This is a genomic window from Citrobacter braakii, from assembly GCF_009648935.1.
GTDB classification, from domain to species: Bacteria; Pseudomonadota; Gammaproteobacteria; order Enterobacterales; family Enterobacteriaceae; genus Citrobacter; species Citrobacter braakii.
Window position 1 is genome coordinate 3,842,037 of the sequence record NZ_CP045771.1, and the last position, 15,496, is coordinate 3,857,532.

Annotated in this window: 23 protein-coding genes and 4 pseudogenes; 8 read left to right on the plus strand and 19 right to left on the minus strand. The window is 48.7% G+C overall.

From position 1 onward, the window contains the following. Positions 1–32: 32 nt before the first annotated feature. Genes GFC06_RS18055 through GFC06_RS18065 form a run of 3 tightly spaced genes read right to left on the minus strand, consistent with a single transcriptional unit; the run spans position 33 to position 1,289 of the window. Positions 33–494, minus strand: a complete 462-nt coding sequence (locus GFC06_RS18055; RefSeq protein WP_047418063.1) for a lysis protein — start codon at positions 492–494, stop codon at positions 33–35. Continuing rightward, the gene (locus GFC06_RS18060) at positions 491–1,039 is read right to left on the minus strand and encodes a lysozyme (protein WP_047418066.1); all 549 of its coding nucleotides are present in this window, start codon (positions 1,037–1,039) and stop codon (positions 491–493) included. Before GFC06_RS18060 ends, GFC06_RS18055 begins: the two co-directional genes overlap by 4 nt. Continuing rightward, positions 1,011–1,289: a phage holin gene (locus GFC06_RS18065; RefSeq protein WP_016150496.1), complete on the minus strand. Its 279-nt coding sequence runs from the start codon at positions 1,287–1,289 to the stop codon at positions 1,011–1,013. Before GFC06_RS18065 ends, GFC06_RS18060 begins: the two co-directional genes overlap by 29 nt. A gap of 342 nt (positions 1,290–1,631) precedes the next feature. Here GFC06_RS18065 and uspF point away from each other — a divergent pair, with 342 nt between their 5' ends. Next, positions 1,632–2,066, plus strand: coding sequence for a universal stress protein UspF (gene uspF, locus GFC06_RS18070; RefSeq protein WP_047418069.1), 435 nt, complete (start codon positions 1,632–1,634; stop codon positions 2,064–2,066). Positions 2,067–2,299: 233 nt separating this feature from the next. Here the strand turns inward: uspF and GFC06_RS18075 are convergent, their stop codons facing one another. From GFC06_RS18075 to GFC06_RS18145, 16 genes and pseudogenes are all read right to left on the minus strand, one after another. Then, a complete protein-coding gene (locus GFC06_RS18075) occupies positions 2,300–2,989 on the minus strand; it encodes a bacteriophage antitermination protein Q (RefSeq protein ID WP_047418072.1) in 690 nt (229 codons plus the stop codon). Next, the gene (locus tag GFC06_RS18080) at positions 2,986–3,117 is read right to left on the minus strand and encodes a YlcG family protein (protein WP_103766167.1); all 132 of its coding nucleotides are present in this window, start codon (positions 3,115–3,117) and stop codon (positions 2,986–2,988) included. Before GFC06_RS18080 ends, GFC06_RS18075 begins: the two co-directional genes overlap by 4 nt. Then, positions 3,114–3,260 (minus strand): annotated as a pseudogene (locus tag GFC06_RS18085) (recombination protein NinG); the annotation flags it as partial. The gene GFC06_RS18080 and the pseudogene GFC06_RS18085, both read right to left, overlap by 4 nt. 22 nt (positions 3,261–3,282) lie before the next feature. Next, complete coding sequence (locus tag GFC06_RS18090; protein WP_153690460.1) at positions 3,283–3,489, minus strand: hypothetical protein; 207 nt, start codon at positions 3,487–3,489, stop codon at positions 3,283–3,285. Further along, the gene (locus GFC06_RS18095; protein ID WP_153690461.1) at positions 3,489–4,091 is read right to left on the minus strand and encodes a DUF1367 family protein; all 603 of its coding nucleotides are present in this window, start codon (positions 4,089–4,091) and stop codon (positions 3,489–3,491) included. The genes GFC06_RS18090 and GFC06_RS18095 overlap by 1 nt, the downstream gene beginning before the upstream one ends. Before the next feature lie 82 nt (positions 4,092–4,173). Further along, positions 4,174–4,395, minus strand: coding sequence for a hypothetical protein (locus GFC06_RS18100; protein WP_153690462.1), 222 nt, complete (start codon positions 4,393–4,395; stop codon positions 4,174–4,176). 109 nt (positions 4,396–4,504) lie between these two features. Further along, entirely contained in the window at positions 4,505–4,738 is a 234-nt protein-coding gene (locus GFC06_RS18105) for a DinI family protein (protein WP_016236996.1), read from the minus strand. 145 nt (positions 4,739–4,883) lie between these two features. Beyond that, positions 4,884–4,967: pseudogene (locus tag GFC06_RS23565) on the minus strand (DNA methyltransferase); the annotation flags it as partial. A 59-nt stretch (positions 4,968–5,026) separates the two neighbouring features. Next, the gene (locus GFC06_RS18110; RefSeq protein WP_153690463.1) at positions 5,027–6,130 is read right to left on the minus strand and encodes a helix-turn-helix domain-containing protein; all 1,104 of its coding nucleotides are present in this window, start codon (positions 6,128–6,130) and stop codon (positions 5,027–5,029) included. Beyond that, entirely contained in the window at positions 6,111–6,761 is a 651-nt protein-coding gene (locus GFC06_RS18115; protein ID WP_153690464.1) for a hypothetical protein, read from the minus strand. The genes GFC06_RS18110 and GFC06_RS18115 overlap by 20 nt, the downstream gene beginning before the upstream one ends. Before the next feature lie 124 nt (positions 6,762–6,885). Further along, on the minus strand, positions 6,886–7,527 hold the full coding sequence (locus GFC06_RS18120; RefSeq protein WP_153690465.1) for a hypothetical protein: 642 nt from the start codon (positions 7,525–7,527) through the stop codon (positions 6,886–6,888). A gap of 57 nt (positions 7,528–7,584) precedes the next feature. Next, positions 7,585–7,920: a hypothetical protein gene (locus GFC06_RS18125; protein ID WP_153690466.1), complete on the minus strand. Its 336-nt coding sequence runs from the start codon at positions 7,918–7,920 to the stop codon at positions 7,585–7,587. A gap of 81 nt (positions 7,921–8,001) precedes the next feature. Continuing rightward, positions 8,002–8,762: pseudogene (locus tag GFC06_RS18130) on the minus strand (ATP-binding protein). A 2-nt stretch (positions 8,763–8,764) separates the two neighbouring features. Then, positions 8,765–9,637 (minus strand): DNA-binding protein, encoded by an 873-nt coding sequence (locus GFC06_RS18135; RefSeq protein ID WP_153690467.1) that lies wholly within the window; start codon positions 9,635–9,637, stop codon positions 8,765–8,767. 149 nt (positions 9,638–9,786) lie between these two features. Next, entirely contained in the window at positions 9,787–10,326 is a 540-nt protein-coding gene (locus GFC06_RS18140; RefSeq protein WP_153690468.1) for a toxin YdaT domain-containing protein, read from the minus strand. A gap of 11 nt (positions 10,327–10,337) precedes the next feature. Further along, entirely contained in the window at positions 10,338–10,559 is a 222-nt protein-coding gene (locus tag GFC06_RS18145; RefSeq protein WP_097727139.1) for a helix-turn-helix domain-containing protein, read from the minus strand. A gap of 119 nt (positions 10,560–10,678) precedes the next feature. On the opposite strand from GFC06_RS18145, the gene GFC06_RS18150 reads away from it, so the two are divergent. From GFC06_RS18150 to GFC06_RS18180, 7 genes and pseudogenes are all read left to right on the plus strand, one after another. Further along, positions 10,679–11,092, plus strand: a complete 414-nt coding sequence (locus GFC06_RS18150; protein WP_153690469.1) for a helix-turn-helix domain-containing protein — start codon at positions 10,679–10,681, stop codon at positions 11,090–11,092. A 236-nt stretch (positions 11,093–11,328) separates the two neighbouring features. Further along, entirely contained in the window at positions 11,329–11,487 is a 159-nt protein-coding gene (locus tag GFC06_RS18155) for a hypothetical protein (protein WP_153690470.1), read from the plus strand. Then, positions 11,484–11,684 (plus strand): hypothetical protein, encoded by a 201-nt coding sequence (locus tag GFC06_RS18160; protein WP_153690471.1) that lies wholly within the window; start codon positions 11,484–11,486, stop codon positions 11,682–11,684. The genes GFC06_RS18155 and GFC06_RS18160 overlap by 4 nt, the downstream gene beginning before the upstream one ends. Next, a complete protein-coding gene (locus tag GFC06_RS18165; protein ID WP_153690472.1) occupies positions 11,684–11,881 on the plus strand; it encodes a DUF1482 family protein in 198 nt (65 codons plus the stop codon). Before GFC06_RS18160 ends, GFC06_RS18165 begins: the two co-directional genes overlap by 1 nt. 7 nt (positions 11,882–11,888) lie before the next feature. After that, positions 11,889–12,050, plus strand: coding sequence for a YdaE family protein (locus GFC06_RS18170; protein WP_228522564.1), 162 nt, complete (start codon positions 11,889–11,891; stop codon positions 12,048–12,050). Positions 12,051–12,071: 21 nt separating this feature from the next. Continuing rightward, positions 12,072–12,423 (plus strand): annotated as a pseudogene (locus tag GFC06_RS18175) (DNA breaking-rejoining protein). 125 nt (positions 12,424–12,548) lie between these two features. Beyond that, the gene (locus GFC06_RS18180) at positions 12,549–15,488 is read left to right on the plus strand and encodes a RecE family exodeoxyribonuclease (RefSeq protein ID WP_153690475.1); all 2,940 of its coding nucleotides are present in this window, start codon (positions 12,549–12,551) and stop codon (positions 15,486–15,488) included. The last annotated feature ends 8 nt before the right edge of the window (positions 15,489–15,496 follow it).

Below are 15,496 nucleotides of genomic sequence, written 5' to 3' on the forward strand. Positions count from 1 at the left end.
TACTAGACCTCACTCCAACAGATAATCACAGCTCACCTCAAACACTGCGTGCGGATGTAGTCCTGCAGGTAGTTCACTTGACCGGTGATGGTATTAATTCCGGCACTGAGACGCCAATAATCCCGTTCAGCGGAGTCAGTAAGTCGGGGGCCGGAAGCATCGCCCAGGCTGCCGGAGCCGGTCGCTCCGTTCGCGGGACATTTTGCGTTGACGTGCAGCCCACACTTACCAGTGCTAACGCAACGCTGCAGATCATCCAACTGCTTTTTCGCATCAGCCAGTTCTCCGGTGTATTTGGCATCCAAAGTCGCAACATCACGCTGTCGGATCTGCATGTCTTTGATGGTGTTTTTCGCTAGGCCGAGTTTTTCGGTGGCCTTATTGCGCTGGTCTTTGTAGGTGATGGCGTTGTCGCGGTAGTGGTTAACGGCCCAGCCTAGAGATAAGATTATGCAGATGACCACAGTAATGATGATGTTTGTTAGTCGACTCACCGGTCTATCCCCCAGCACGCCAGCGCGCTTTCCTGATCTCGCCGCTCTACCTGACCATAGCACCCATTTTTCTGGCCTTTGGTCAGGCGACAATCGCGGCCACCGTCTTTAATCCACCAGCGAATAGCTTCACAGGCACCTTTACGGTCTCCAGCATTTATTCGCTTATAGAACGTGGACGGGAAACATTTGCCGGGGCCGATGTTATATGGACAGAAAGACGCAATCCCCGCTTTCTGTGGTTCGGTCAGTGGTACTTTGATATTTCGGTCAACCCACGCCAGCGCTTTATCGCGTTCAATGGCGTTTACCTGGGCGCATTTCTCGGCAGACAGCTGCATGCCCTGAACTACTGGCTTACCATCAACCATCGTGGCACCACGACAAATCGTCCAGAGTCCGCCGCCGTCGCGATACGCCGTCAGGCTGTTACCCTCTTTCTCATCCAGAAATTGATCGAGAATAACGGGTGCAGAAGCCCCGGCAAGAATCAGACCAACGACTGCTGCGCTCAGTTTATTCTTCAGCTTTGGTGACATTGCCATTAAGCCGGTCCTCCCTTTCCTTTTGCCTGTAGTACCAGTTCACTGCACAGGTGATAACGGTGCATGCGATACCGACAATAATTGCCCAGTCGCTCAGGCTTAATCCTGCAATCCTGTCGGCCAACATCCAGGACACCTCTTTTGCTGTTTTAGCTGTTTCGGCGTATGCCTTCGCTGATACACCGCAGCCGGTCAGCGTGGTGCCTGTTCCATATGAAAGTCTGCTGTAAATGGTGCTCATTCTGGTCATAGCCTCACCTCCGATTTTTCGGATGGCGCTGTGCTTGATTAAGGAATGTCAGGCTTCACGGGCTGGATTTATCAACAAAGCACGTAGCGGATGACTCCCGTGAGCCTGAAATGAAAAAGACCGCCATACGGCAGCCTTGAATAAATAAGGTTGTTTGCATTTGTGAAGTAAGTGAGGCTTCAAGCAATTTAGATCCTGAGCAATAAGTCCCTCGGATTCATTAGGTTGAAAGCACAAATAGTATGAAGGTACCAATTCGTAAGTTCTGCCAGCCAGGACACATTGTTTTATGTCCCAGGTACTAAACTCAAACATGAACAAAAAACAAACAGGATGGCTAAAATGTACGAATCTATTTTAGTGCCAATTGATGTTTCTGAGATTGACCTGACACGGCAAGTTATACCTTATGTTCAGGCTCATTCTGTATTGAATACTGCCAGAGTTCACTTTGTGACAGTGGTTCCTACATTACCTTATTACTCATCATTAGGTTTGGCATATACAGCCGAAATGCCAAAAATAAAGGAATTTCAACATACTGCATTAATGAAACTTGATGAGATTGTGAAGCAATTCAATGTGCCTGCGATGAAAATACAAACTCACGCAGTATCTGGCTCACCTAAAGATAAAATACTTGAACTCGCTAAAGCTATCGACGCTGATTTAATCATCATCGGCTCACACCGACCAGACATCACAACCTACCTTTTAGGTTCTACCGCAGCCGCAGTTGTGCGGCATGCAACCTGCCCTGTACTGGTAGTTCGGTAACTAACTTAAGCCCGTGATTGCGGGCTTATTAAAGAGCATCCCTTTTAACTGTCCATTTGTAACTTTATCACTGGAACAGTATCGAACATTTCGCCCCCTCTTATTGCTGTGAGTACTCTCAGAACGAGGGGAAATAAAAAAACCCAAGGCGTTAACCTCAGGCTTGAAAACTCATTTACTGCCAGTGCATACAACAATGGCACAATATCAGATTTACACGAAATATATGCTAATTAGTTCATTTCTGCAATATTTTGCTGATAATTTGCCGCCTTTTGTTGTGAACGTGATCGCGAAACATGATGTAATGCCTGAAAATCTAGTCTCTTATACAGGCTGATCATTGTGCCGTAATGTTCAACGTAATTCTGAGACCAGTTTGTTTTGTTAACCCCCACCAGCGCAGCCAGATCACCATACTGATAGACATCGCGCCCAGCTAACTCAGCCTTCACATCCTGTGCCGCCAGCCATATAAGCTGTCGCAACCGTTCGACGGTCTTCTTCGCCACCCTCTTCCCGGCCAGATACGCGCAGAATTGCGACCACGCCCACTGAGTAATCAACACCTGATTCTCCCAGCTTACGTTCTCACTGTAGTTCCACAGTAGCCAGGCCCTCTGGGGTTCTTCGAGTGACATCAGCGCGCGGCGCCACGATGCAGTGGAGTATTCAACTGGCTGCACCAGGGGAATGTGCGATCCCTTAGCATGCGACTGTTTGCCGGGTATTGGTGGGTTATCCAACGTAATCATTTTCCCGGTCACTTCATCCATCACTCGAGGCTTTTTACGTTTAAACGTTCCAGTATCGAACTGCGCGTTCTCCAACCAGGCCATCAACTGCCCTTTCGTTGCACCACTCAGGTCGGCGGTGGCCATAATCAGTTGCTGGCGCACGTATTCGAGAAATTGAGTATTCATACAGCACCGCCTATGGTTTTGATGTAATTCTTCAGTATCCGGTAGTCCGTCAGCACAGAGCCCGGGAAATGATATAAGCGCAATCGCTGCCAGCGCACGCGAAGGACCTCAATCAGTTCTGGTGTCATGCTGCCTCCCTGCTCTTAATTAACTCGCGACGCAATGCGCTGTAATGCTTCCTGATGGCTTCGAGTTCTTCGATGGCATATCGGTGTGGGGCGTTGTTGTTTTCGAGAGCCTCAACGCGTTCAGACCCGATGTTCTCTATAAGCCCAAGCCGGTATTAGCCATACTCAACCCCACGCCCTGTTTTGCCAGACCTTACTCGGGCGCGGCGCTATCTCGCTTTCCGGCAGCTGCACGCTGACAGTCCAGGTGATGTTGTCACGATTAAGGCTGCGTTCTACCGTGGCGCCACGACGGCGGTAACTGGCCACCAGCTCGTCGGCCTGTTCGGTTGTGCATTCGTGATGGTGAAACCAACTTATTTTCATCGCCATCACCCCGCAAAGCTCATTAGCTGCGATGCGGCGTTTTCCGCTTCTCGCTGAGTCTTGAATGCCCGGGACAATACCCAGCGCCACAGAACATCGAGCGCGGCTTTGTAAAGTTGCTGGAACTCGGTTTCGTCCATGTTGGCGAAAGCTATGCTGCGGGGGTGTTTACGAAGAGTTCCGTCAGGTAGTTGAATGGCGTCGTAGTGGCCGGCCTCGACAATTACCCAGGCACGGTACGCGTCAAAGGATTTACACAGGCTGATCCCATTGGTAATTCGGCGACTGGCTACCTGCTCAAGATACTGCTCGGCAGCATCAAAAAGAGCAGTTTCGCTTCCTCCGAATGAGGCAAGGTATTTGGCGTACCCGGTCACCAATTTACGCTCGTTGGAAGATATTGCCCCGCCAGTAGGTTCCCAGTATTCAAACCCGAGATTCAGGAGCGCAAAAAAACGGCGATGGAATGCGGGATTCCTCACCTGGCGAAATTCGGCTACCAGCACGGCACCGAGTTTGATTTTTGATTGCAGAATATCACTGGTCTCCGGCGTCGCGGGGATCAGGATTCCTGATGACTGCTTGATGAGTTGTAGTTCGTGCGCCATGGTATTCCCCGTGGCGCATAATTGTCAGGTTACTGGTTGTTCAGGCCAGTGACAGAATTATGATTGGATACGTAGCATCAAGTCAATTTTTAGAAGTCATCTCCCTTACAACTTCCATGATGGTTTGTTTGGACCAGTACAATTCATCTCTGGATAATTTTCTGTTAGTTACAGAACCGGCCTTGGCTGAAAGGATGTAGCGTTCATCCGCTGCAAGTCCGAAAGACAAAAGCTCCCGACCTTTCCCATCGGTTATGATCACCCGTAAATTATCAGCAAGATTTGATTGGGCTACATCTGCCACTTAATCCCCCTGAGCGACATACAGACGCGATTAAAGAATGTCGGCAGCAGCATCAAAGGGATACACATTTTGGTATTCTGATAAATGCGCGCCAGCCTTAAGCGCAATTCTAATAAAACCAGTCGTCAGCGCTTTCCCAGGTATCCTGGAGGATTGATTCAATTTTCTTTTTATCGTCCTTGTCACCGCCAAAAACACTTAACCCATCCGACCCGGCACGGCGGATTGTGAGTCTGCAATTGTCATAGTGATCATTCAGGCGCTTAAGCAATTCTTTCTCCAGTGCAGGTACCGCGCCTTTAGGAAGTTCTTTCATGCGATCAATGGTTAATTCAACTTTCATAATGGCCTCCATTGCATGTACTGTGTTTTTATACAGTATACCTATGAGCGGAAATGATCAACGTTTTAAGAGCACAAATTGTTAATTTTCTGTCAGAAGTAAAAAAAGAAAACCCGCCGTAGCAGGTTGAATTAGCAATGTTTTATTACGCCGCTATTTGTTTCTGCTGACAAAGCTCCGGCAAATTAGCACGTACCAGCGCTTCAGCGAACGGCGGTGGTACCGCATTGCTGCCTGCCACCAGAAAGAAATAAACCCGCATATAGCGGGTTTATTACAAACTTTGAGTCAAACTAGTTGAAGCAGATTTCTAGGATTTGACAGTGGGCGGTTTACCGAGAATAACTCCCTAACCAACTCCTGGCTTAAACCAGTTTTCATGAGAATGCTCACCCATGTTGCATCATCCAGCATTTCAATCGCCTCAGCTAACATACTCGGTTCTTCCGGGCGAATAAATTCATCTCCTGGTTCAACTTTCGTATATCCTTTGGAGTTCAAATGCATATAACCCGTTCTTGCCTGCTCCTGCGTCAGTAACCCTAGAGTTGTTGCCCGGTAAATGCACATTTTAAGACTAATCTTCCACCGAAGTTTAAACTCAACTAAGGCGTTCCAATCAAACTGTCTTCCTCGTATCCGGGGAAACTCTTTAATAAAGGACAATCGAGGAACGAGCAATGCACTTGAAAAACGGTCCGCTTGCGATTCGGTAACTTTATCGCCTGTGGTTATACCTTCGTGCATAACCAAGTGCCCCAATTCATGACCCAAATCTGAACGGAATCTACATATACTCTTTTTGACGTTATTTCGGATGATTACTGGCCTGTTGTTATGAACAGTAAAAGCATCTACACGGTCATCCACTCCTGTCACATGAGCAACAATAACCCCCAAACTCTCAGCCAGTTTGACCATTGAGGATATAGGTCCAAGCCCTAAATTCCATGCTCTTCTGCAGTCTTCCGCTACACGTTCAATATCATTTGGAGTCAGTAATTCAGCACCGGGGTGCTCAGGTATGCAAACATCAGGAAACTCGATTTCCCCCTCAACAGCTGAGATTATAATGTTAAGAATCTCCGCCCTTGCCAGAACACTATTGGTTAATGTTTGGGTTCTCGATTTTTTACTCCGAAAATGGCAAACATCGCTTTCTAAAGCATATTTTCGTTCAGTAAAAAGGAAATCAGATTTGATCATCAGCGCAGATGAGATTAGTTCTAACAACTGTTCTGATGGTTTAAACCCTTTTTCCATTTTGCTAACGAATTGTTTTGTTTTACCAATTTTCTCCGCTAACTCTTCGCAAGAAAGCCCAACAGCCATCCTGGCTAGTTTGAGCTTATCCCCACGATATTCAGTGAAGTCAATCACCTGATGTTCCATTGTTGCTCACATCCAAACCTTGATCTTTGTTACGGCGACGAAGTGACGCTTTGCCGATCTCCGCTTCGTCAGGAAGAGTATTAGAATCAAGAGGCATAAGCGGCACAGAAGCGGTGGATTGATGAGAAACCATGCTCACCTGAGCGCCATATGCATTAAACCCAACGAGAGCAACCTCCCAGCGCGGTAATGTTGACTCTAACTCACCATCTTCCTCTTCAGATATAAATGGCTCAGCTAAAATACGCCATGTGATATCTTGTTCGGCCTCAGTATCACCGAATAAAGAAAGCTGTTCGTGCTCAACTTTGTTCCGGAGCAGGCGGTGCCTTTTCTTAGGGTTGTTAATGCAATCCTTAGAAAATTGCAGAGGAACTTTATTTAAGGCTACGACGTAATCCAAACCTTTTGACACCATTTCCAGACCCGGAATAGTCCCTTCACTTTGAATAAGATGATTTCTCACCCAGTCATATGCTCTAACACCTTCAGACCAATTACTGTCCAACGAGTGCTTATGGTAGTACAGCAGCTCTAGAACGTTAGCAATCTCAGCCAGCAGCTGACGTACGTTGCTTTCAGCAAGATATGGCTGAAACTCCCAACAAGGTGCTAACTGGTTGTCACTCATTTCAAGTTTCGCTTTTTTTGGAATTCGTAAACCATATATTTTCGCATTTCCTTGTTTTTGTCAACCAAGAGAAATGAAAAAACCCGCTAAAGCGGGTTGTTTGTCGGTCTCTCGTTCTGAGCTGTTATGGCTTCGCCGGTTGGCCTGACGTTGCTTTTGGTGTATCCGCAGCATTCGCAGCCTCTGCCTCTGGCAGTGGTGACGAATTCACATAGTTCCACATCCGTTGGAACAAGTTTCCCGTAAGGTGATCTCTTTCACTTTTCGGTGCCACTGCCATGCTTATTATCCAGACGGCAACAATAAGAACGATTGTTGCCCAAACACCAGAAAAGCCAGATACAGTGAATTCCTTTAACCACTCCCATTTGGTTTGTTTTTGTGCAACGCTTTGTTTTATTTTTTTATGATAGTCTTCGACAGCTTTTTTACCTTCTTTGGCTAGAGCTTTTTTGTTATCGCCCTCTATGGCGGCTATTTTTTGGTCAGCCTTCTGCTTAGCGTCAGCGACAATTCCGTTTGCTACAGTCGTCATGAGTACGGCAGCTCTATCATGACAACTTTGCTGCAGACGGAGAGTTGTGGCCACAGAGTCATGATAAGCGTCTAACGCTTCCTGAATTTCCTCTTCAGTTTTGCCTTGCGCTCGACAACCGTTAGCAACGCCGTCCTTATCAGCCTTATAAATCGCATACGCAATTAGCTGGCTTAAATCATTCGAGTCCTTAACTAACTCAGAAAACACCCATTTTTTATTGTGTGTCATATCCCACCAAGCATAAAAACGCCCCCAAATATGGAGGCGCTTAAAATCACTATATTCTTAGGCTCTAACTTTCTTGAAGGCCTGATTAAACATGTCGACGGCCTGTTTGGAAGAATAACCAGTTGGCGCTTGCGACAAAACACTCCCAGCAAGAGCTTTTGTTTGACCGCTCGCCTTTGCCTTTGATACTGCTTTGCGCTCTGCAACTTCTTTGTAAACACCCTTAGCTGATGGCGCTTGAGTCTTAGAATTAGACGTAGCAACAAAACCAGTTCTCCGGCCATCACGCACGGTAACAATTTTCTTTGCCGCAACCTCAGCAGTCGAATTCTTAGCCATTCGTTCAATGTCATTGCTTGTGAAAACCAGCCAGTGGTCTAGATTTTTACTCATTTTTCACCCACCTTTTTGATGGCGGAACTATAGCACGCAATTCGTACAACACTAACGAATTTAATAGCATTGTAGACCGTTTTAGGCTGAATTACACTTCACGACCCGGAGGTGCCGCACGTTTCTGCGAAAGCTCCCCCACTCAGTAAGCACCCACATGCCGTTATCCATGGTTAAGCGGTCGATAATTCGAAGCCACAGTGAGTCCTGAAGCCCTGCATGGTTCAGATTCGTCAGAACGCCAACCGGGCGCATCGACGACAGGCGACGATCGATAACCTGATTCAGAATGACTTTCTCCCCGTTGCTACCGCGCTGAATACCGACTTCATCCAATACCAGCAGATCAACTTTGCAGAGGTCATCCAGCAATGCGGCCTCTGACTGACCACCGTCGTAGCACTCGCGAACACGTAGCATCAAGTCAGGGATAGTGACGACCAGCACGCTATGCCCACCAGAAAGCAGATGATTTCCGATTGCCGCGGCGAGATGGTTTTTCCCGGTACCCGGACCACCGCTAAACACGAAGCTCGCAAACCCGGCCCAAAGTTCTGCACGTAGCTCTTTGCCATCGTGAAGGCTTTACGCTGCCCTTCCCCGGATACCTGGTAATTCGCAAAGGTGCAGCTACGGTGCAGGCTTTGAATTCCCGAGCGACCGAAGATTTTCTCTGTCCGGGCTTTCTGATTCAGCCTGTCCAGTTCTTCACACCGCTTCAGGCCTTCTTCCCTCTGCCATGCCAGCAGTTCTGCCGCGCTGGCGAACTTCGGCTGAACGCCTGGTGGAATGAGTTTTTTCAGGCGCTCAAGCGCACTTCCTGTACCAACCATGTTTTTCATCGCTACCCCCTGAATCCGGTCGGAATCGCTTTATCTGGCTGAGAAATTTTGTTCGGATCCCTTTTTCCATCTGGCGCCGCGAAAGACCACGACTCTTCGTAGTGCTTTGAGGGACCAAAAAACGTGGATGCCTGTTTCACATACTCGGTGTTAAGTTTCCCAGCGGCAGTTACGTAATCCGCGTATCGCCGAACACCATCAGTAAGCTCCTGCACTGTTGCGCCGGATTTAATCCGTGCAGTCCAGGCTTTGAACGCATCAGCCTTGCTGTTACCACCAGCGCGTTTGGGGTATTCCTGCCACGCCAGTTCAAAATCATCCGGGTAAGTATTTTTCCCTCGGGGTGTGGCGGCGCCATGCCCCAAAATATCTTTATCCTGATCTTGTTCCTGATCCTGTTCCTGATCTTGGCTTCGTAGCCCCTTCGAAGCCCCTTCAGAAATTTGGCGCGATTCACGTTTAAAACTAAGGTGAAAATCTGTTTTATAACGTTCATAAAACAATGATAAAAAAGGGTTTTCAGGTAACGACATATATTCATTCCTGACACCAGCACAGCGGTTATCCCCTGGCTTCAGCGATCGACCAACCTGATAAGCGGCCATTTCATGCACCCAAACCATCTCAGTGTCCTCGTCATAGCTACAAAATCCCGCTTCAATGGAGCTTTTTAGCCCCTTCGAAGCCCCTTCCAAGCCCAGACCCGTTTCATGGGCTATGTACAGAATTGGCAGGTAATACAACCCGAGCATGTTTGCGTGTGGCGAGGTCATCAGATAGAACGAAACCACCTGCGCCTCCGCGCCTTGTTTCCTCAGTTCACGGCCTGTTTTTCCAAGCCAGAACTGAGGCGCAACGGTTGCGTAATCACGCATAAAAACCTCTTAATCGCTAAAGTGGTGGCCCATCTATCTTTCTGAAGGCTGATTTTTCTGACATAATTTCCTCGCAATGAGTACGCAACGAATTGCACCTGAAAGCCGTTGGTGTTCGCGCACCGCGGCTTTCGCCATTTTTGAACCGGTCATATAGCCCCCAGCATCATCTGCACCATTTCCATCAGCGGACCGGTTAACCCAGGGTCAACGCGATACATCTCCACGATCCCCTCGCTCAACTCTTTCAGCTTCTGATGACGTGGCGCATCCATTGCGACGGCTATCTTCGCTTCGCTGGTTTCTTTCTCCAGCCGCGCCAGACGAGCCATAACGTTGTCTTCTGGCAGCAGGCGGTTGCGAAACTCAATCGGCAGAACAGCGAGGATTGCCGGAGTCAGCTGGCGGACGTTCTCGCGGTATCTTTCACTGTTGAAATGGTTGTCCAGGAAGCGGAAAAGCTTCTGACGCTGTCGGCTGAGATCATCAGGGAAAGTGATCTCGTCTCCCCCTTGCGCCTGGTACTCTTCGATGATCAGAGCAGAAACGACATCCTGACCATCTACACCCGCCCATGAGCGAACGGCATCACGAATATCTTCGTGACACGGCCCCTTATATGTTTGAGCGCGATTTATCATTCCCCCTCGAGGAATGTCGCTATCATTCTGAAAAGTAAGTGTCTGCATAGTGAAACCTCCTAACGTGGTAAACCGTCTGTTGGATTTGGATATGCACTCGGATCGATTTCATGTGGGGTTACTTGCCAGTTGAGGATTCGACAAAGCGGCAAGATTCGACCATGTGGAATTTTCCCCTTTCTCAGCCACTTACCTACAGCCTGAGAAGAAATACCAAAGCACTCTCCGATTCCTACTTGTGTCATGTAGCTGCTGATTTTGTCTTTTAGTTGGTTGTCCATTTCTTGTCCTAGCTGTTTGTTTTGGTGATTGGAGAATAGCACTTAAAACTTTTGGTTCCAATAAAAATCAAACCAATAGTTCTAATGAACTGTAAAACCAATGGTTGTAAAATGAGAATATGAATAAAAATCCTCACCCTGTATTTGCTAAGAGAATCCATCAAGTGATGGAGGAAAACGGCTGGAGCATGGCTGACCTTGCGAGGCGCGTAATGCTTTCGCATACTTCTGTGCGTAAGTGGGCTAATGGCGCGGCAACCGCAAGCGGTGAGCGCTTAAAAAGGTTAGCGGCTGTAACTGGAAGACCAGAGTATTGGTTTTTTATGGAGCCAGGGAGTGAGGATGAGAATGGTGAAGAAGTGTCAACTCCTCCACGCGTTCTCGATGAAAGAGAGGAAACACTGCTATCCCTCTTCAACCAATTACCAGATGCAGAAAAGCTGCGACTGATTATTCACACCAGAGGTGTGGTCAGAGAGATGGATCTGCTTAAAAATGATGTATACGACATCATCAACGACTTGAAGAAATAGACCCGGTTCAAACCAGCAACACAACAAGACACCGTCATGGTGTCTTTTTTTATTCTTAGATAGAACTTTTAGTTCCATTTTTAACTTTACATGTCGAACCATTGGTTGTATCTTCAGCTCATCGACAACAAGCGCATTGTTGTCAGGTTCAAGAAATGTTCCGCCAGCCTGGCGACAAGGGCAAAAAAGAGAAGTGAGCTTCGCGGTGGTGAACTGCAGAGTTAAAACGCTCAACCGTGAAGATCAGCGCCGCGGCGCCACCAGCGAAGTTCACTCAGTTCCAGCAACAAGGTATCGAGGGTGAGATGGAAAAAGCATACGAGGAATATTTTGAAGGCCTCGCCGATGGCGAGGAAGCACTCAGTTTTGCAGAATTTAAAGAGGCCCTGTCATGAAAACCAGTAACGCAGTACCAAACAACGGTCGCGCCGTCCCAATGCGTAACCAGCGCACTGGCGCAGCATGGATTGTCTCTTTTGATTACCGCGAAAGCATGTACTGGCACGAACCACAGGGAAACCTGCGTCATATCCGCCGTCCATATGCTTCTCGCACCATTGGACCGAATCTGGTTCCGGCAGGTACGCACTGATGAGCACTCTTTTCGCATTAGTACTGACTATTGGCATGACCAACGGTGATTTTCAGGATGTTGTACTGGGTGTTTATGGCGACCAACAGCGATGCGAGCAGGCCGCTGTTGAGCAGCAGGTTTCAGGTAGCTGCTACCCAGTTGAAAGGATCATCAGTAGTGAAGAATTACCTGCTCAGGCAGACGTTAAGTTCTGAGGAAATGATGATGCAGACCAAATGCGGTTATTGCGGCAAGCCGGTTAAACCGGAAGAAGTAATCAAAAGCACCCTTCTCTATCGCAACGGCTCACAGCTGGCGCGCAAAGAGAAAGATTATTGTTCCAGACGTTGCTCTTCGCACGACCAGATGGCGCACGAAGGCTAAATAGCAGTCCCGAAATATGAAATAAAAAATTCGCCATTAGTTTGGCGTGGATTCTTACACCCTGAATAAACCAACAGGAATAATTATGCAAATCGTAAAAGTCGAATTAAATCTGAAAGCAATAAATAAAGAAATCGCATTATTCAACTGCGAAAAGAAAGTGTCTGGCGTTATTCACTCAGCCCAAAACGGTGAAACAACCGTCGTTCTCGATGGCGGCTATGTGCTCGGTCAGTTCGATTGCCCTCACTGTGCAGTAACAGCTATTTCACTGCTTGCGGTTCAGGTAAACGATGGCGATAAGGCCGGGTTTGGTAACTACCGCAGCTACAAACTCGATTACTCAGAAAGAGTTTTCATCACCGTTCATTAAGAAAACGCCCACCGAAGCGGGCGTGCCCTGTCCGGTCCAACCGACCAAAGCGTACCGGACATAACAACCTGATATATCGGGGTGCTTTAAGGCACCTCCATTCTACACGAATCGAGGATAAAGTAATGAGTGGAACTAATCCTGTATTTTTAGTCCGCAGAGCAAAAAAACAATCCGGTAATAAAGATGCGGTGCTCTGGTGCAGCGATGATTTTGAGGCTGCAAATGCAACGCTGGATTATTTGTTGATTAAAACCGGCGCAAAGCTGAAAGATTATTTTAAAGCTGTTGCCACTAATTTCCCTGTCGTTAACGAGTTGCCCCCAGAAGGCGAACTCAGCTTAACGTTTTGTGATTTCTACCGCCTCAGCGACGACAATATGACATGGGAACAAATCCCCGGCGTTACGTTGCCCTCTTCTGATGCTGCCGCCGAATCACGTCAGCATATCGTTAACGGCGTGGATACCAAAACCGGCGAAATCCTGGAGGAAAACGCAGGTGCTGTTGACAGCAAGAGCACAGGCAATACTTCGACGCCTGCTCTCACTGTTATCGCCACCATGCCTTTCCGTCATCGAGTTCTGGCTCAGTTCATTGGTGATGGTGAGTATCTCTATCACGTCGATGCCGCGCAGAAAAAAGAAATCGTTGGCCTCGAAATGGATACTGATGAATCGTACATCCAGAATCTGCTGCTGGCCGCTGAAAACGTTGAAGACTTTAAAAAAGCCATCGAGCACGATATTCATAAAGCAGTCAATGCTGTTAAAAAAGCATTCCCTGTCGATGGAAAAATCCCTGAACTCGCGACCTTAATTCAGTTTTTGAAATTGTGGTTCGCTACAGATCATATTGACCGCGGTATCCTTGTTCGCGAATGGGCTGCAGGTAATCGCATCAGTAGCGTGCAGCGTACTGATTCCGGCACCAATGCCGACGGCGGTTACGTCACTGACCGTGGACCTGATGCTCATCACACCCTTGACACTCTCGATTTAGAAATTGCCTGTGCACTTCTGCCCATGGACTTCAACCACTTCGAGATCCCGGGCAGCATTCTTCGTCGCGCTAAAGAAATCGTGGTCAAAAAAGAAGAACCGTGGAAATCATGGAGCAGCATTCTGCGCAATCAGCCTGGCGTTCTTAGCGTTAACCGCACGGCTATTTTTAACCTGGTACGTATCGCGCCGGAAAATATTCATCTCACTCCTGTCGCTCACCTGGAATTTGTTAACCAGACCATGACAGCCGCGTTCAATTCCGCGGTCGAGTTATTGCCATTGCATGAAGCCGAACCCGCAAAACAGGGAATTCCCCAACCTGAAAGTAAGGAGCCTCCGCGCAAATCCTTCTGCACTCACGAAGAGAACCTGCAACGCGTGCGTGAAGAAGGAGCACGCCGCCGCGCAGAAGAAGCGACAGCACAACCGCAGAAAGTCGAACAAGAACTGGTTAAAAATGTCGGCAACGGAATATTCGACGTTACGGCTTTGCTGCAGAACTCAGCAACTCATGGCACGAAAAAGGCTACGGAGACTACCAGCAATGTGCAGGTTCAAGAAACTGTCAGTGATGAAAAACAGGCTGGTACTGAAGTGCAGTCAGGCAAAAGCAGTCTGGAAACTGGTGAAGAATCAGATACCAGCCAGCAAGCCGATGTAAACCAGAATGCGGATTCTGTCGCCCAAAACAGCGATTCTGTAAACCAAACCGAACCAGTTGCAGCACAAACCGAGCCAGAAGCGCAATCTGACGAACCAGCTGTTGTTTACCCCGCTTACTTCGAGCCAGGTCGCTATGAAGGCCTACCGAACGAGGTATATCACGCAGCGAACGGAATCAGCTCTACCCAGGTGAAAGACGCACGTGTTTCGCTGATGTACTTCAATGCGCGTCACGTAGAGAAAACCATCATCAAAGAACGCTCTCCGGTTCTGGACATGGGTAACCTGGTACATGCGCTGGCGTTGCAACCAGAGCAACTCGATGAAGAATTCAGCGTTGAACCCGTAATTCCGGAAGGCGCATTTACCACCACGGCAACGATCCGCGCGTTTATTGATGAGTACAACGCCAGCTTGCCAGCGCAACTGAGCGCAGACGATATCAAAGCTTTGCTCGAGGAATACAACGCCACTCTGGCTGCACAACTGCCGCTCGGCGGGTCGCTGGAAGAAACCGGCCAGAGCTATATGTCGCTGCCCGAGGAGTACCAGCGTATCGAAGCGGATCAGAAGCAGACCGCAGCGGCGATGAAAGCCTGCATCAAGGAATACAACGCCACTCTGCCTGCACAGGTGAAAACCAGTGGTAGCCGTGATGCGTTACTCGAGCAGTTGGCAATCATCAATCCTGACCTGGTTGCACAGGAAGCGCAGAAACTGGCGCCGCTGAAAGTGTCCGGTACCAAAGCAGATCTGATTCTGGCCGTGAAGTCTGTTAATCCGGAAGCCGTCTTCGCCGACGAGCTGTTGGATGCGTGGCGCGAGAATCCGCATGGGAAAGTGCTGGTCACCCGCCAGCAACTGAGCACTGCACTGAGCATTCAGAAAGCCCTGCTCCAGCACCCGACCGCGGGCAAGCTACTGACACACCCGAGCCGAGCAGTAGAAGTCAGCTACTTTGGCTTCGACGACGAAACCGGTCTGGAAGTCCGTGTGCGCCCGGATCTGGAAATCGACCTTGACGGGATGCGCATCGGCGCCGACCTGAAAACCATCAGCATGTGGAACATTAAGCAGGAAGGCCTGCGCGCCAAGTTGCACCGCGAAATCATCGACCGTGACTACCACCTGAGCGCGGCAATGTATTGCGAGACCGCAGCACTGGACCAGTTCTTCTGGATTTTCGTCAACAAAGACGAGAACTACCACTGGATTGCCATCATCGAGGCCTCCGCCGAACTGCTGGAACTGGGCATGCTCGAGTACCGCAAGGCGATGCGCGCTATCGCTACCGGCTTTGACACTGGCGAATGGCCAGCGCCGATCACCGCTGATTACACCGACGAACTGAACGACTTCGACCTGCGCCGCCTTGAAGCGCTGCGCACTCAGGCATAAGGGGAATG

Bases quoted from the DNA above. Each gene is read 5' to 3' on its own strand.
- GFC06_RS18160 (WP_153690471.1), top strand. From the start codon at position 11,484: ATGAAAACCAGTAACGCAGTACCAAACAACGGTCGCGCCGTCCCAATG.
- GFC06_RS18060 (WP_047418066.1), bottom strand. From the start codon at position 1,039: ATGGCAATGTCACCAAAGCTGAAGAATAAACTGAGCGCAGCAGTCGTT.
- GFC06_RS18165 (WP_153690472.1), top strand. From the start codon at position 11,684: ATGAGCACTCTTTTCGCATTAGTACTGACTATTGGCATGACCAACGGT.
- GFC06_RS18135 (WP_153690467.1), bottom strand. From the start codon at position 9,637: ATGCGTGATTACGCAACCGTTGCGCCTCAGTTCTGGCTTGGAAAAACA.
- GFC06_RS18110 (WP_153690463.1), bottom strand. From the start codon at position 6,130: ATGGAACATCAGGTGATTGACTTCACTGAATATCGTGGGGATAAGCTC.
- GFC06_RS18170 (WP_228522564.1), top strand. From the start codon at position 11,889: ATGATGCAGACCAAATGCGGTTATTGCGGCAAGCCGGTTAAACCGGAA.
- GFC06_RS18145 (WP_097727139.1), bottom strand. From the start codon at position 10,559: ATGGACAACCAACTAAAAGACAAAATCAGCAGCTACATGACACAAGTA.
- GFC06_RS18125 (WP_153690466.1), bottom strand. From the start codon at position 7,920: ATGAGTAAAAATCTAGACCACTGGCTGGTTTTCACAAGCAATGACATT.
- GFC06_RS18140 (WP_153690468.1), bottom strand. From the start codon at position 10,326: ATGCAGACACTTACTTTTCAGAATGATAGCGACATTCCTCGAGGGGGA.
- GFC06_RS18075 (WP_047418072.1), bottom strand. From the start codon at position 2,989: ATGAATACTCAATTTCTCGAATACGTGCGCCAGCAACTGATTATGGCC.
- GFC06_RS18150 (WP_153690469.1), top strand. From the start codon at position 10,679: ATGAATAAAAATCCTCACCCTGTATTTGCTAAGAGAATCCATCAAGTG.
- GFC06_RS18120 (WP_153690465.1), bottom strand. From the start codon at position 7,527: ATGACACACAATAAAAAATGGGTGTTTTCTGAGTTAGTTAAGGACTCG.
- GFC06_RS18065 (WP_016150496.1), bottom strand. From the start codon at position 1,289: ATGACCAGAATGAGCACCATTTACAGCAGACTTTCATATGGAACAGGC.
- GFC06_RS18105 (WP_016236996.1), bottom strand. From the start codon at position 4,738: ATGAAAGTTGAATTAACCATTGATCGCATGAAAGAACTTCCTAAAGGC.
- GFC06_RS18090 (WP_153690460.1), bottom strand. From the start codon at position 3,489: ATGGCGATGAAAATAAGTTGGTTTCACCATCACGAATGCACAACCGAA.
- GFC06_RS18095 (WP_153690461.1), bottom strand. From the start codon at position 4,091: ATGGCGCACGAACTACAACTCATCAAGCAGTCATCAGGAATCCTGATC.
- GFC06_RS18115 (WP_153690464.1), bottom strand. From the start codon at position 6,761: ATGAGTGACAACCAGTTAGCACCTTGTTGGGAGTTTCAGCCATATCTT.
- uspF (WP_047418069.1), top strand. From the start codon at position 1,632: ATGTACGAATCTATTTTAGTGCCAATTGATGTTTCTGAGATTGACCTG.
- GFC06_RS18180 (WP_153690475.1), top strand. From the start codon at position 12,549: ATGAGTGGAACTAATCCTGTATTTTTAGTCCGCAGAGCAAAAAAACAA.
- GFC06_RS18080 (WP_103766167.1), bottom strand. From the start codon at position 3,117: ATGACACCAGAACTGATTGAGGTCCTTCGCGTGCGCTGGCAGCGATTG.